Source organism: Bacteroidota bacterium (assembly GCA_017303905.1).
In the GTDB taxonomy this organism is placed as follows: Bacteria; Bacteroidota; Bacteroidia; order B-17B0; family Aurantibacillaceae; genus JAHEYG01.
Map to the genome: position 1 here is coordinate 1555113 of JAFLBH010000001.1, position 14175 is coordinate 1569287.

Consider the following 14175-nt stretch of genomic DNA (forward strand, 5'->3'; position numbering starts at 1 on the left):
ATTAACTGGTACGTTTCACCACCACCATCCAATCCCATGGATAAGGCTCTTGTAAATTTTTAGGTGGATTGGTGATTTCAGTTTTCCAATCGTATTCAATTTTATCAATTGACTCTATTGAAAATCCTTTTTGATTAAATAATGTATAGATTTCTTGTATGTGATAATGTTTGGTAGGATGATCATCGATGAAATGAATGCCTTCCGATACTTGTTGTAAAGTGTTTTGTTTAGGATTCAATTCATCTTTAGGAATGCGGTTTATTTTCTTGCCGTCTTTCTCATACAACTTTATCATATGATAGAGTGTATTAGAAGCAGATTCAAAACTTGGAATGACGATGAGAGCTGTACCGCCTTTTTTGAGCGAATGAATAACGTTATGGAGAATCTGATAATTCTTTTTGTTATCGTCACAGATAGCAACATTACAACAATAAGCAAAATCAGCTTTTGGTAAATTGAGTTTTACTTTAGCCAAATCCATTTTTTGTAAATCCACATTGGGGTAATTACGTTTTTTAATTTGGTCTAATAATTTTTGTGAGATATCTAGAGCCAGTACCGTTTTAAATGATGCTGATAAATACGGTAGGGCATGACCAACTCCACAGCCGAAATCAATGGCGAATTTGTTTTTATTTCGGTGTTTGAAAATAGTTTTTTTAACAAGGGCATTGCGGTCGGCGTGTAGTACACTGAAGATTTCCTCTTTGTAATTGTTGCCGATGTTGTCCCAAACTTTTTCTTCGTTCATAGATTGAATTTTAGTAAATGTAATAAAATTAAGTAGCCAAGTTTACAGTGTTTTCATAGGAATATTAACAAGTAAGTAAGGCTTATGTTGTTTACGAAAAATTGCTATATTTAACTATGCTAAAAAAGATTTTATTTACACTTTTTCTATTCAAGTGTTTAATCGGCGTTTCGCAAAAGTCAGATTCGTTGTTAGCAGTTTTTAATTCTGCAAGACACGACACGGTTAAATATAACGCAGCGCTTTCTATTTTCGACTTTTATTTAAAAAAGGATCCCTTTGAAGCTGAAAAGTATGTGAATGCAGCCATACAATTAGCAATGAAAAATAACTTAAAGCCTAAGTTAGCTCAGGCTTACATGAAAAAAGGTGTGTTCTTTAAGAAGATTGATGTACACGATACATCCATAATTTTCTTTAATAAGGCACGTGAACTTTTTCTGGAATTACAGAATTACAAGAACGCGGCGAACATGAGTTTTAATATTGCTACTTCGAAGAGCAATATGGGACAAATTGATGAAGCATTAAAAGAGTTAGACTCTCTCTCTGTATTTTATAAGAAAGAGAAGTTTGTAGAGCAAGAAGGAATGTGTTATTCAAACATGGCGGATATTTATGATACAAAAGGAGAGTTTGATGTAGCTATTAAATTACTTTTTAAGGCCATCGATTTATTTGAGAAATGCGATAAGCCGGAGAGAAAAGCACGTGCATTAAATGAAGTAGCCAATGTTATGCGCCAGAAAGGGGATTATAAAAAGGCTTTAGATTATGCATTTGAAGCACTCAAATTACGTGAGCAATTAGGAGATGATTTAGCGATGGGTGTTTCTTATACTACACTCGGTAATATATACGGACAAATGAATGATTTGAAAAATGCCAAAGCTTACATGCTTAAGTGTTATCAATTGTATTCAGATATTGGAATGGAATCCGGTTTGGCAGTAACATGTAATAATTTAGGATTGGTTTATGAAGATGAAAAGCCGGATAGCGCCATTTATTATTACAAAAAATCAATTGAACTAAAGCAAAAGTACACGGATCAGGATGGATTGGATGCCGCTTATATAAATTTAGCGGGCGTTCATTATAATATCGGGAAATTTCAGGAAGCATTGAAATATTTAAAGCTGGCTGAAACAATCGCTAAAGAAACGGGAGATAATGTTACGCTTAACAATGTGTATAGTTTGTATGGCGATGTTTATCTTGAGCTAAAGGATTATAAGAATGCGGCAACTTATCAAAAACTATATATTGCGCTAAACGATTCTATTTTTAATGAGGAAAACGCGAAGAGTATTTCCGAAGTGGAAGCTAAATATCAAAATGAGAAAAAGCAATTACAAATTGATAATTTAAAAACAGAAAGGGAATTAAAGGATATTGAGCTGTCACGACAGCAAACTATAAAAATGTTTTACGGAGTTGGTTTGGTGTTGGTGTTGGTTGTATTGGTTATTGCTTACAGAGGTTATCGAGTTAAGAAGCGCGACAATGAAATTATTTCGCAACAAAAAGCGGTAGTGGAGGAACAAAAACACATAGTGGAAGAAAAGAATAAGGAAATTTTAGATTCGATTAATTACGCAAAGAAATTACAAGAAGCTATTTTGCCGCCTTTGGAACAAATAAATGAGCAATTCAAGGAGAACTTTGTGTATTATAAACCCAAGGACATTGTAGCGGGTGATTTTTACTGGCTGCATGTATTGAATAACGAAACATTAATTGCAGCAGCAGATTGTACCGGACATGGTGTGCCTGGCGCGATGGTAAGTGTGGTTTGTTCAAATGCTTTGAATCGTTCGGTGGTAGAATTTGGCAAAACAGTACCCGGCGAAATTTTAGACAAGTCGAGAGAATTAGTTTTAGAAACATTTTCAAGAAGCGGGGCGGATGTTAAAGATGGAATGGATATTTCTTTATTGAGTGTAAAAAAGTCTAATAGCGACTCAGTGTATGTTAAATGGTCTGGCGCCAATAATCCTTTGTGGTACATTAGTTCAGGTGAGTTACAGGAAATAACCGCAAATAAACAACCGATCGGAAAGGTAGATAATCCAAAGCCTTTTGTGACGCACGAGTTAGAGTTGAAACGTGGCGATATGTTATTTCTAATTACCGATGGTTATGCTGATCAGTTTGGTGGTGCCAACGGAAAAAAATACAAGTACAAGCAATTAAAGGAGCTTTTAGTGAGCATGCATTCAAACTCCATGGTAAATCAATTTCAAGCCATCAATCATTCTTTTATGAATTGGAAAGGAAATCTCGAACAGGTCGACGACGTGTGTATTATAGGAATTAAACTTTAGCACCGGAGGAGATCGCGAGTGAGGGACGAACCTCGGGATCGTGACGTGTGTATTATAGGAATTAAACTTTAGCACCGGAGGAGATCGCGAGTGAGGGACGAACCTCGGGATCGCGACGCGTGTATCATCGGTATAAAACTTTAGAATCTACGATTTTCGTTGAATGCGATAAATAAAATTCAACTTTGATTCTTCACCATAGTAAGCAATTTCCTCTTCTCTGATTTTTACAGCGCCTAATTTTTCTATGGCTTTTTGCGAACGAATGTTTTGCGCCCCAATATGAAAAACCACATTGTCTACAAATTGGAACGCATGTTCTATCATTAACTTTTTGGCTGAGGGATTGTATTTCCCTCCCCAATGACTTTTTGCGTAAAATGTATAACCAATACTCACTTCACTTTCCTCCGGTTTATAATCATAAAAGCGTGTGCTGCCAATAGCTTCATTGGTTTGCGCATCGTAAATCACAAAAGCACCTTTAGATTTTATGGCTCCTTCAAAGAAATTTTGAAACACATCGCGTTGCCAGCGGTTCTTATTGGGATGTTGTTCCCATATCAGCGGGTCTTTGGCAATATTGTAGAGTAATTCAAAATCAGTTTCCTTGAGCGGAATCAGCTTAATAATTTCATTTTGAAGTATGGGTTGTAAATCAAACATAAAGTACACTATACTTTCTTTAAAAAATCTCCGTCAATAATTAATAATTTCGTTCCATGTTCGGAATAGGAGCGATGTGAACTTAATTCATCCGATACCACATAACTTTCTCCTTTTTTTAATTTTGTTTTTTCTCCGGTTTTTAATTCGGTAATGAAATCTCCTTCCAAACAATGCACAACGTGACCTTTTTCACACCAATGATCAGCTAAGTAACCCGGCAAGTATTCTACAATGCGAATGCGTAAGCCTGAAAACTGAATGGTTTGCCAATAAGAAGTGCTGTTCTCGCCTTTATGTTCGGTTTTTGGTATCGAAGTCCAGTCAATGGTGGTAAACGGAATATTCTGCATAATTAGATTTGTTTAAGTATGAATTTACGCATTAATTCCGAGGAGTGAAACAGGTCGCCCCTCCGGGGCTTAATGTTTTTTATTTTCCTGTTAGTGATAGGCCGCTCCAACGGAGCTTTTATGAGTCCCGTAGGGACGACCTGTAATTCCGTTTTATAAATACATTTTAAGGGTAATGTATGCCAGATAAACAAGAATGAGTGTAATTCCTTCAAGTCGCGACATTCCTTTTTTTGTCAATAAAAAAATAATCACTAGTAAGCTTGAAAAAAACAAAAGCGGTAAATCTATTTTCAAAAATCCCGATTCTAATTTCACATCGGTAATGCTTGCTCCTAAACCAATCGGAATGAGTCCGTCGAATATATTACTGCCAATAACATTTCCCACCGACATGGCCGCTGATTTTTTCATGGCTGCACCAATGGAAACGGCCAACTCTGGTAAGCTTGTGCCTAAACCAATAACGGCAATCCCAACGAAAGATTGTTCTACGCCCCAGGCTTTCGCTAATTCCATCGCGTTTTCAACAACAAGATGAGAAGAACCTATAAGCACAATTAAACCTGCTATAAGAAGTAAAATAATTTTCGGAATGCTATCGGGTGCGCCTTCATTTTCGGCCGCGGTTTCATCTTTGTTGTTTCTAAGGAGTAAATAATAGTAGAGTAAATACGTGATGATTAAAAGAATTCCTTCTACTCTGGTAATATTTCCATCGTGACCAAATACATAAACGAGGGCAACGGAAAGTAAAAGAAAAATACCGTTTAAAATAAGTTCACTTTTAGGCATTTTAAATGTGAGTAGTAAAGCCGCTATTCCTAAAATTACGGTAATCTGACTGATGCTGCTACCAATGGCATTACCTGTTATAATGCCTGACGATTCTACTCCGGATAATTGAAGTAAAGAAGCTTTTAGTGTAACAAATACTTCAGGCAAATCTGTACCTACTGCTAAAATTGCTACACCAACAAAACCGTGGGACAGTTTAAATAAATTAGCGATTCCTAATGCAGCATTAATGACCCACTTAGTTCCAAGCCAGAGACCGATTAAGCCTATGGTTATTAAAAAAACACTCATAATAAATTCAGTTAATTTAAGATATATTATTACATCAAATTATAACTATGCATTATGACCTTTCCCATTTGAATAATATCTAACATTATATAAATCAAGTCTTCTATCCTTCCAGGTCTGAACACTTCCAAATTCGCGATTACGCATAATTAAATTAATATCTAGATCTTGGAATATCAAAGTTTCCGAATTAGCAGGAGCTTCAGTAGCAATGCCTTCACGGTGAAATTCAACATCCGAAGGGGTTAATATAGCGGATTGAGCAAAATGAATATCAAGGTTTTCTACCTGTGGTAAATTACCTACACACCCTGCCATAACAATGTAAACCTGATTTTCAACCGCACGGGCTTGTGCACAATATCTAACTCTCAAATATCCTCTTCGTTCATCAGTGTTAAAAGGCACAAATAAAATTTGTGCCCCTTTGCTAACTGCTATTCGTGAAATTTCCGGAAACTCAACATCATAACAAATTAGAATGGAAATTTTACCGATATCTGTATCAAAAACTTCAACTGTGTTTCCGGGTTTTACACCCCACCATTTTTTTTCATGTGGTGTAATATGAATTTTATATTGTTTGCTGATTTTCCCATTTCGTTCGAATAAGTACGAAACATTGTATAAGTCATCATTTTCTATAACGAAATGCGAACCTCCAATAATGTTAATGTTGTATTTTATGGCCAGGTTTGAAAATAATGCTTCATATTGTTTAGTAAATTGATCTAACTGTCTGATAGCACTTCCCGGTGATTTATTAGGTAAAAAAGATAGCAATTGCATTGTAAGCATTTCAGGAAAGAGAACAATATCACAGCGATAGTCGGAAGCAACGTCAACGAAGTATTCGCAGTTATGAGCAAATTCTTCAAAGTTTTTTATCATTCGCATCTGATATTGAACCGCACAAGCTCTTACATAAGGGGTTTTGTTTTTTTGTTTTTTATCAAGCGTATAATTTACATTACTCCATTCCAAAAAAGTGGCATATCCACACGATTCTTTATCATTCGGAAAATAATTGGGAAGTAAACGTTTCAATGCAAAACCGTTAGCAATCTGAGCAGTTAATACAGGGTCATATATTTTCCGATCCATCACTTTTTCAACGTACTGTTCGGCTGTCATTTTTTTCTCATATTTATAATAGTTCGGAATCCTTCCACCAATGGCAATGCGCTCTAAATTTTTGTCCTTTGCCAACTTTTGCCTTGCTTCATAAAGCCGCCTCGATAATTTCATACCTCTGAAATCCGGGTCTACCATAATTTCGATGCCATATAAAGTTTCTCCTTGCGGATCGTGGTTTGTAATCATTCCGTTATCCGTCAGTTCCGACCACGATTGTGACTCATCATAGTTGTTGAAGTTTAAAATAAGACTTGACGATGAAGCTACTAGTTTTCCATCCAACTCAACACCGATTTGACCTTCTTTAAAATGTCCCAGCAAACTATTATACTGTTCCCGGCTCCATGGTTTCATGTTGGGAAAGCACTTTAACTGAATTTGTATTACTGCTTCATAATCTTCCTGACGAAGGCGACGAACTCTGATTTTCTTCATGAGTTTTAGTTTAAGTTAATAATAAGGTACTTTATGAAGTTAAGTAATTCTGAAAATTAGGCAATAAAAAAATGTTAAGAAGTGTTATGAGGCGTATGGCTTCGCTACTAAAAGCTTTGTGTAGTAGTTATTTTATTGTTTTGTATTAGATAAGCTAGTATGAGCTCGTTAAACTAAGTTGTGAAGGTTTCTTTAGTAGCGAAACAGGTCGCCCCTCCGGGGCTTAATGGATTGTTATTTTTCTGTTAGCGATAGGTCGCTCCTACGGAGCTTTTCGTTTCAAGTTTAAAAGAGTATAAGTATTATTTCGCGTCATGTCCTTTATAGACAAACTGGATTATTGTAGATTATAATTATTCCAAGAGTCCTGGAGTGAATACTTGTGCATAGAATATAATTGTTATTCCAAAAAGTCCCGGAGGGACGACCTGAATCAAGGCGTATATTATATTTGTTTTTCCAAAAGTCCCGAAGGGACAACCTATTTATTCGGTGTACTCCAATGAAAGCCCGTTTTCCATCCGGTCCAAACCAATTTACGACGTTCTTTTTTTTGACCTGTGGATGATTTGTTTTTTCGTGCCATTTTACGAAGTGTTCTTGATTTTTTATCGAGGTGAAAGCCGTTCTTCCAGCAATCCTTGCACCATGTTTTGGGACGAATGATATGAGAATTTGTGGTTTTAAGTGCAACTTTTGTTTTTGAAAAATCAAAGCAACTATTGAGTGATAATAAATAATCACGATTTATTTGCTCAACGGTTTTTTGCAAAGTGTAACGTGATATTTTCTGTTGATCCGCCATAGAAATAATTTCAAAATTATTTTTCCGGAGGTGTTTTTTTAGTTGAGTGGATAGTTTTTTAATACGGGCTTTCGTGAGGGCTTCCGTTTCCAGACTATCGCGCCATATCACTAAGCTATTTATGTTTTGATCAAAATGAAGAGCAATGTATTTGAAACATGAATCTACTTTGTAAGGCATCTCTGCATAATCGGTAGAATTATGTTTAAAGTAAATGCTCGGAAAGGTCATTTGGAGTTCCTTATCGGGCAAGCGATTCAAATCATTGTTTTGCGAAAAGAGAACATTTGCAACAAGGAGTAGGGCAGATAGCAGGTTATTAAAATTCGACCTCATTATTTATGATCACTATTTTTTGTTCTTAGCAGGTAAGTTGAGCTGCTATCAGGAAGCCAATCGTAGATGAGTAGTTTGTGGTAATCTAATTTTTTTCCGAGTGTAAGTTTCCAACTGCCCGTTTTTAATCCATTTTGTGAATTACCACTTAGGAACATAGCTCCTTTGTTATTTATATATAACCATTGACCGTTAGCTTTTAGATCATCAGTAACGTTTCCGTATTCAGTGAATTTTGTATCAGGGTATAAGCGAGAGTAATTATACGAGATACCGTTTATTATTATTTTTTCTTTGAGAAGATGTTCTTTTAATACGGCTATTTTTACATTATCTCTTCGCCAATTAGCTTCATTATAGTCCTGGCAATAACAGATTTTTGTAAAGAATACTAAAAGGATGAGCTTGATACTTTTCATTTGAGCTAAAAATTTCTTTATTGACCATGGCGAATTGTAAAACCGATAATAAGAATTAAACCTGCAGTAATAAGAATTGAAAGCGGATGTGCAAAATTCAAAGTAAGACCATTGAGATTCTTTTTTGGTACAAGTAATCTTTTGTCTTTATGATTAAAATAAATAATCCCCCAGGCTTTCCAATTATCAGGGTTGTTATTCATTTCCTCCATTTTGTTGGGTATGTAGATTAATAGCGTTATTTAAAGATACAAATGTTTTCGAAGTTGCACAATTTAATTCCTGAATGAACTCTAATTGAGTAGATATTGTAAAGAAGGATTGCGAAAATTGTCACTTTTCTTTAGTTGTTAAACAATGTAAAAAATAATTGATATCAGTATCCTTTTAAAAATAATCCCGTTAAAAATGTAACCCCTAACCATCCCCGTTATGCGCGTCTTTACTTTTTAAGTTAACACACATATCTATGAAAAGTAAAACTGCGTTACTGGCTGTGATAGTTTTAGAAACTATCTGCTACCAATCACTGCTAGCTAAGACTGAAATAAGCGAAAAAGGTAATCCAACTACATCTAATTATTATGGTGTACGAAAGAAAAATTCAAACAAACCTCAAGCCTTTACTTCTCAGGCAAAAGAAGCCATCGATAATCTACACATTAGAATTCAAAATGATACTGTTTATCTATGGTCGGCAAATTTGGAAGCTGTTCAACGATTCTTTTCCGGCGCAAGAGACGGTGTTTATATTGATATAGTTTTTCGTGACAGATTTAGTTGTGAAAAACAAAGTGATTATGATATTAATAATATATCTAACGGCATTATGTTGAAACCTGTTTACTTTCCGGAGATTTATACGCATAACCGAGTAAAGCTTAAGAACAACTTACATTATCCTATAGCTTATTTACCGCCTAGTTTAAAGTATAAACAATACATAACAAACATTGGCTACATTTATAGTGGCACAGCTTTTCATTACAGAGAAGTAAAAGAGCTCTTAGCGAAGAATATGCCAACACTGTATCTGTTTCCAAAGTATATAACAAATACCGATAAGCAAATAATCCGTGATTCGTTTTCAACAACTTTAAAATTCGAATTTGGTTTCGAGCGAGATGAAACTAAATTGGATAAAGCAAGCAAAGAAGATTTTTTAAGGAAAATGAAAATATATGCGCCTTATTTATCTAAGGTTCGGATTAGCACCCATAGTTCAGTAGAAGGATCGCTGGAGAAGAATATTGCTTTGCAAAAAGCGCGAGCAGAAGAATTGGTACGATTAGTTAAGCTGACTACTGATAAAGAAGTAAAATATAATACTGAAATGAGTGAAAACTGGGATGCGTTTAACGCATTAATTAAGAATACTCCATTTGCTCATTTGATGGGATACAGTAAAGAGGAAGTAAAGAAACAATTGGATAACAAATCCATTCGGAAATTTTTAGAATATGAGCTATACCGTTCAAGGATGGCAACATTAGAAGTCACATTCGCTGCGGCTGTTAGTGATGATTCACCTCCTGAATTGATATTGGGTTCTTACAAAAACGCCATTGACAATGATGATACTTTAAAGGCATTTAGGGCGCAAAACAGATTAATGGATGATGTGTTTAAAAGAAATTTGAGTCGAATGGACTTGTTAAGTGTAACTGTACCCAGAAAAAAAATATTTACACAACTATGACTAACTATTTGGCTTTAGCTTGTACAAATAGCGAGGATAGTTATTCGTATCATGTAAAGGACACAGCTCTTAGAGCAATCAAAATTGATTCTACTGATAAATATCTCCAATTTAACTTTTGCATTTTGGCTCTAAGGTATTTTGAGAAGTATAATGAAAAGATTATACCAACCAAAAAACTGGAACAAAAGATGAATTATTGTTATAAGAACATAAGTACCGCAGAAGATACCATGCTTGTGAACAATATGCTTTTAAATTATAGTTTACTCGGATTATATGATGCAAACTATTATCATTTCTATAATGATATTCCAATATGGTTACATAATGTAAGCGTGTATTATAAACCGGCTAAATTAAGCGCAGAGGAGGCAGTTAAATTGGCTTTGATTTATAACTATTACGGTAGAGCTTTTGATGCCTGCACGATTTTGTTGCCTTACATAAAGCAGGAGACCAATAATATTGATGTGATAAAAGTATTTGCAACTACATATGTTCCTTCTTTTGAAATGATACCGGAATACAAATACATGGACTATTTACGAAAATTTAAAATGGAACGACCTTCCGAATTTCATGAATGGATTGATAAACATAGCTTTCTATACTTGCAGCATTTAGAAATTAAAAATATGTTTTGTCAGTTATAGTATGAGATATTGTAGCCATAAAAGATATCAATCAGAGGCCATTGAAGGAGTTACGTATATTAAAGTGAGAACTTATAAATGGACTTTGTATAATGAAGGCTTGCTTCCAAAATTAAAACCCGGCTTTGAGAATTATGACTTGTACTTTAATAAAAAGGGATTGCTTTTATATAGTTATCATTACAACAGGCAAGGAGCCTCCGAGTTAAACAAGTTTGCTTATTATAAGGGCAGATTGATAAACATACAGACCGTATATTTCCCAAGCCATGAAATGAAGAGCGTTTCAATTTTTTATTACGACGAGCAAGGACGATTAATAAAGGAGATTATTTCTAGTGGTAGGAATGATCCTGATGAGGAGCCGGAGGTGATTAATTACATTTATGAGAAAAACTTAATTACGGAAATATATGTAGAACCCTATGATGAAGTTGAGCATAAAATTGAAACTTTTTTAGATGATGAAGGAAATGAGCTGGAGTATTGAATTTACCATGATGGAGAAATTGATTATTGTGAAAAGGTTACACCGGAAAGTAAAGTGAATTTAAATACTATTTTTATAGGAAGCCACGAAATACATTATGATTATACGTACGATGCCAAAGGAAACTGGATAACAAAGACTGTATTTGAAAATGGTGAAATGAAAGAAATAGTTGAAAGGGCGTTTGGTTATCTTTAATATGCATGTAGGTTGTTATTAACACTATTAAAGGTTTTTTTGTTAATATATTTATTTAGAATGATTCTAAATAACAATACTTATACGTATATTTGTATATGCAAACAATTGAAAATATTCTTGAGGAGATGAAAGATTCAATAGGAAAGATAGATCAGCTTAATTTTCCAGATGATAGTTTTACGTCATTGCTGAGTGAAATTGATTTTATTGCCTCGTTTTTGTATGATACATTCTATTCGGAACACGCACTTCATTTAAAAAAGTATGAAAATGAAGTACGAGATAATCTTTATCATGCTAGTTTTGAGAATTACTTGTACTTTAATAAAGTAAAATTTGATGCCATAGATATATTGAAAGAGATTGAAAGAGAATTAATTAATTCATGATTCTAATTTGTTTTTGAGTATTAAAAAACAAACCCTTCAAATGTTAATTCCTTGCGAAATTGTTTATGTAAATCAAATATGATAGAGAGTTTCTTCTCTATTATCTTGCCATTAAGGTAATAGTTTTTAACTTTTATTTGTGCGATGTAATATATTGTCGTGTTATCGTCTTCGGATTTATATAATTCTATTTTGGTACTATCAATGCTTTTTTCGTACAAGACTTTTTGTATTAAGTCCATTTTATAATTTATTTCTGGATTAGTGTAGTAAGATTTATCTTCTTTTAAACTAATTAAAGTTGTTCTAAGAACTTCTTTGCTTTGACTCCTAAGTTTCTTGATTTGTTCTTGTCCTAAAGGCGTTTTTTCACGGTTTGTAAAGTCATTACTTTCTAATTGTGAAATTTTATTCTGGTATTTTTGAATTTCAATAAGTATGGCTTTTTTTGGTGTGATGTTGATTAATTTAACAATGTCATATTCTGTTTTGACAACGTCTGATTTTTTAGGAAAGTCATTTTTAATAATGCTATCAAAATAGTTTTTGACATAGCTTTCAGTTAAACTTTGACTGAAAAAAGTATTAGGTATAGACACAAAGTAAGTGCATAATAATAACAATAATGTTTTCATATTAATTTATTTCCTAGTTGTTAAATTAAATTTGTTATATGAGACGGAATTATTCTAAAGACATATTCTGTATAGTTAATATAAAAATCTTCTTTATCAACTTTTCTTATAGCTAGAATATCTTTGTTATCTGAAGCAAATCTACCAATAAATTCACATCCACTGTGTTTAAATGTAAATGTTGAATCAAGGCCATTTTCCTTTATAAAATCTACTCTTATCGCAATTTCTGGATGCCAAGATTTTTTATCCAGCACAGAATCTACAAATTGAAACAGGTTTGAATAAATTATTTGTCTGGAAAATATTTGAGTATTTGGATGGTGGTGTATCCTATAATTTAAATAGTAGTTGCCTTTTATTGAGTCATAATTAAAGTAAAAGCCAATCAAGTTAGCTGATTCTTTAATTCCATAGTTTCCTTTGAATCGATCTTCAAACCCTAGGTCAAATGGAAGGAACCACATATTCGGTACATAACCAAAATAGCCGCCATCAAAATTGAAGTAGTTATTATTTGCTTTCATGTAACAAATAAATATACAAAATTATTGTGGTTCTTAGTTTAGAATTTGGAATTTTTAGCTATTCAGATTTTTTTCTGCGCCCTGTTCTTTAGGACTAAACATTATTCCCAACATCATAACAATAGCTGTAATGATAATTACCTGAACTATTAATGAATTGTTGACCGAAATAATTCTCTGCGCCGGCTCAATGCTTAAAAATAATAAAATGGTGATGAGTCCGCGTGGCGCAATAAATAGCAGCGGACTAAAAGACATGCCGGATACTTTCAACTGTACGGCTCTGAAAGTGAAAATGAATACGCTGATTAATAAAGCCAGCGGCAATGTTTCAATATTTAGTATGTCACTTGTTTCCATTAAATAACCAAAGAGTATAAAAAACAAAGTACGTATGAGGAAGGTTGCCTCTACAGTTAGTTCTTTAAATTTATGTACTTCTGTGTCCATCTCTTCTGTATGAAATACTTTTAACCACTTGAAGCGCCTTAATTCATCCAGATTTCCAAGCGATAATCCAAAAATTAAAATGAACAAAAGAGCCGGTAAATGGTATATTTTTGAAATGGTGTAAATTAAAATAATCAATAAAATAATGGGAATGAATTTAATGTGATGTTCGATTTTACTGAGTAAGAAAGATAAGGCCAGCGTACTGATAAATGAAATTACTACCATGCTTAGCAGTTGGAGAAAGAAAGTACTAATAGAGGAGGAATTTACAAACTCATTGCTTACAACAAAATTGAACAATATAACGCCAATGATATCCGACATGCTGCTTTCATAAACAACATATTCTTTCATATTTTTATTCAGGTTTCTTACGCTTGGTATGGCAATGGCACTGCTGATGATGCACAAAGGCAAAGCGTTTAAAAGATTTAATCTGTTGGATACTGAACCTGTTTCATGAAAAATATAAACCAAACTGAATGCAATTGCAAGTATGGGAAATAGTGCGCCAAAAAATGATTTCGTCACTAATTTCAATTTTGATTTATTAAGTTCTAATTCGAGCGCGCCTTCTAATACGATTAATATTAAGCCAACTGTTCCAAGTATGGGTAATACAGTGGAGAGTTCAGTGAAATTATAGCCTAAGAAATTAGTCGCTTGCCGAACGCCCCAACCTAATATCAGTAAAAGTATAACGGAAGGGATTTTAGTAAACGATGATGTTAAATCAAAAACATAGGCAACTAAAATTAATACACATATCGCAATAATAACATTCATATTGATTTAATCGCA

General features: G+C 33.8%; 16 protein-coding genes. 5 read left to right on the forward strand and 11 right to left on the reverse strand.

Going from position 1 to position 14175, the window contains the following annotated elements; genetic code table 11:
* Position 1 precedes the first annotated feature (1 nt).
* Entirely contained in the window at positions 2-757 is a 756-nt protein-coding gene (locus tag J0L69_06545; protein ID MBN8692836.1) for a class I SAM-dependent methyltransferase, read from the reverse strand.
* 116 nt (positions 758-873) lie between these two features.
* Here J0L69_06545 and J0L69_06550 point away from each other — a divergent pair, with 116 nt between their 5' ends.
* Positions 874-3084 carry a tetratricopeptide repeat protein gene (locus J0L69_06550; protein MBN8692837.1) on the forward strand — a complete coding sequence of 737 codons (2211 nt, stop codon included), beginning with the start codon at positions 874-876 and terminating at the stop codon, positions 3082-3084.
* Between the two features lie 147 nt (positions 3085-3231).
* Here the strand turns inward: J0L69_06550 and J0L69_06555 are convergent, their stop codons facing one another.
* The 7 genes from J0L69_06555 to J0L69_06585 form a co-directional block, all read right to left on the reverse strand.
* Positions 3232-3750, reverse strand: coding sequence for a GNAT family N-acetyltransferase (locus tag J0L69_06555; protein ID MBN8692838.1), 519 nt, complete (start codon positions 3748-3750; stop codon positions 3232-3234).
* 8 nt (positions 3751-3758) lie between these two features.
* On the reverse strand, positions 3759-4103 hold the full coding sequence (locus J0L69_06560; GenBank protein MBN8692839.1) for a DHCW motif cupin fold protein: 345 nt from the start codon (positions 4101-4103) through the stop codon (positions 3759-3761).
* A gap of 153 nt (positions 4104-4256) precedes the next feature.
* On the reverse strand, positions 4257-5192 hold the full coding sequence (locus J0L69_06565) for a calcium/sodium antiporter (GenBank protein MBN8692840.1): 936 nt from the start codon (positions 5190-5192) through the stop codon (positions 4257-4259).
* Positions 5193-5237: 45 nt separating this feature from the next.
* On the reverse strand, positions 5238-6764 hold the full coding sequence (locus J0L69_06570; GenBank protein ID MBN8692841.1) for a bifunctional GNAT family N-acetyltransferase/carbon-nitrogen hydrolase family protein: 1527 nt from the start codon (positions 6762-6764) through the stop codon (positions 5238-5240).
* A 481-nt stretch (positions 6765-7245) separates the two neighbouring features.
* Positions 7246-7905 carry a hypothetical protein gene (locus tag J0L69_06575; protein ID MBN8692842.1) on the reverse strand — a complete coding sequence of 220 codons (660 nt, stop codon included), beginning with the start codon at positions 7903-7905 and terminating at the stop codon, positions 7246-7248.
* Complete coding sequence (locus tag J0L69_06580) at positions 7905-8324, reverse strand: hypothetical protein (protein ID MBN8692843.1); 420 nt, start codon at positions 8322-8324, stop codon at positions 7905-7907. The genes J0L69_06575 and J0L69_06580 overlap by 1 nt, the downstream gene beginning before the upstream one ends.
* 17 nt (positions 8325-8341) lie before the next feature.
* Positions 8342-8536 carry a hypothetical protein gene (locus J0L69_06585; protein ID MBN8692844.1) on the reverse strand — a complete coding sequence of 65 codons (195 nt, stop codon included), beginning with the start codon at positions 8534-8536 and terminating at the stop codon, positions 8342-8344.
* Positions 8537-8793: 257 nt separating this feature from the next.
* Between J0L69_06585 and J0L69_06590 the strand changes: the two genes are divergently transcribed.
* The 4 genes from J0L69_06590 to J0L69_06605 all read left to right on the forward strand — a co-directional run bounded on the left by J0L69_06590 (position 8794) and on the right by J0L69_06605 (position 11759).
* Complete coding sequence (locus J0L69_06590) at positions 8794-10023, forward strand: hypothetical protein (protein MBN8692845.1); 1230 nt, start codon at positions 8794-8796, stop codon at positions 10021-10023.
* The gene (locus tag J0L69_06595) at positions 10020-10679 is read left to right on the forward strand and encodes a hypothetical protein (GenBank protein MBN8692846.1); all 660 of its coding nucleotides are present in this window, start codon (positions 10020-10022) and stop codon (positions 10677-10679) included. The genes J0L69_06590 and J0L69_06595 overlap by 4 nt, the downstream gene beginning before the upstream one ends.
* Position 10680: 1 nt before the next feature.
* Complete coding sequence (locus J0L69_06600; protein ID MBN8692847.1) at positions 10681-11169, forward strand: hypothetical protein; 489 nt, start codon at positions 10681-10683, stop codon at positions 11167-11169.
* A gap of 296 nt (positions 11170-11465) precedes the next feature.
* The gene (locus J0L69_06605) at positions 11466-11759 is read left to right on the forward strand and encodes a hypothetical protein (protein ID MBN8692848.1); all 294 of its coding nucleotides are present in this window, start codon (positions 11466-11468) and stop codon (positions 11757-11759) included.
* 20 nt (positions 11760-11779) lie between these two features.
* Here J0L69_06605 and J0L69_06610 read toward each other — a convergent pair whose 3' ends face one another.
* Genes J0L69_06610 through J0L69_06620 form a run of 3 tightly spaced genes read right to left on the reverse strand, consistent with a single transcriptional unit; the run spans position 11780 to position 14160 of the window.
* Complete coding sequence (locus tag J0L69_06610) at positions 11780-12394, reverse strand: hypothetical protein (protein ID MBN8692849.1); 615 nt, start codon at positions 12392-12394, stop codon at positions 11780-11782.
* 20 nt (positions 12395-12414) lie between these two features.
* Positions 12415-12921, reverse strand: coding sequence for a hypothetical protein (locus tag J0L69_06615; protein ID MBN8692850.1), 507 nt, complete (start codon positions 12919-12921; stop codon positions 12415-12417).
* A 54-nt stretch (positions 12922-12975) separates the two neighbouring features.
* The gene (locus J0L69_06620; protein ID MBN8692851.1) at positions 12976-14160 is read right to left on the reverse strand and encodes a cation:proton antiporter; all 1185 of its coding nucleotides are present in this window, start codon (positions 14158-14160) and stop codon (positions 12976-12978) included.
* Between the last annotated feature and the right edge of the window lie 15 nt (positions 14161-14175).

Bases quoted from the DNA above. Each gene is read 5' to 3' on its own strand.
- J0L69_06615 (MBN8692850.1), bottom strand. From the start codon at position 12,921: ATGAAAGCAAATAATAACTACTTCAATTTTGATGGCGGCTATTTTGGT.
- J0L69_06595 (MBN8692846.1), top strand. From the start codon at position 10,020: ATGACTAACTATTTGGCTTTAGCTTGTACAAATAGCGAGGATAGTTAT.
- J0L69_06590 (MBN8692845.1), top strand. From the start codon at position 8,794: ATGAAAAGTAAAACTGCGTTACTGGCTGTGATAGTTTTAGAAACTATC.
- J0L69_06580 (MBN8692843.1), bottom strand. From the start codon at position 8,324: ATGAAAAGTATCAAGCTCATCCTTTTAGTATTCTTTACAAAAATCTGT.
- J0L69_06555 (MBN8692838.1), bottom strand. From the start codon at position 3,750: ATGTTTGATTTACAACCCATACTTCAAAATGAAATTATTAAGCTGATT.
- J0L69_06620 (MBN8692851.1), bottom strand. From the start codon at position 14,160: ATGAATGTTATTATTGCGATATGTGTATTAATTTTAGTTGCCTATGTT.
- J0L69_06550 (MBN8692837.1), top strand. From the start codon at position 874: ATGCTAAAAAAGATTTTATTTACACTTTTTCTATTCAAGTGTTTAATC.
- J0L69_06570 (MBN8692841.1), bottom strand. From the start codon at position 6,764: ATGAAGAAAATCAGAGTTCGTCGCCTTCGTCAGGAAGATTATGAAGCA.
- J0L69_06560 (MBN8692839.1), bottom strand. From the start codon at position 4,103: ATGCAGAATATTCCGTTTACCACCATTGACTGGACTTCGATACCAAAA.
- J0L69_06575 (MBN8692842.1), bottom strand. From the start codon at position 7,905: ATGAGGTCGAATTTTAATAACCTGCTATCTGCCCTACTCCTTGTTGCA.
- J0L69_06610 (MBN8692849.1), bottom strand. From the start codon at position 12,394: ATGAAAACATTATTGTTATTATTATGCACTTACTTTGTGTCTATACCT.
- J0L69_06565 (MBN8692840.1), bottom strand. From the start codon at position 5,192: ATGAGTGTTTTTTTAATAACCATAGGCTTAATCGGTCTCTGGCTTGGA.
- J0L69_06600 (MBN8692847.1), top strand. From the start codon at position 10,681: ATGAGATATTGTAGCCATAAAAGATATCAATCAGAGGCCATTGAAGGA.
- J0L69_06585 (MBN8692844.1), bottom strand. From the start codon at position 8,536: ATGGAGGAAATGAATAACAACCCTGATAATTGGAAAGCCTGGGGGATT.
- J0L69_06545 (MBN8692836.1), bottom strand. From the start codon at position 757: ATGAACGAAGAAAAAGTTTGGGACAACATCGGCAACAATTACAAAGAG.
- J0L69_06605 (MBN8692848.1), top strand. From the start codon at position 11,466: ATGCAAACAATTGAAAATATTCTTGAGGAGATGAAAGATTCAATAGGA.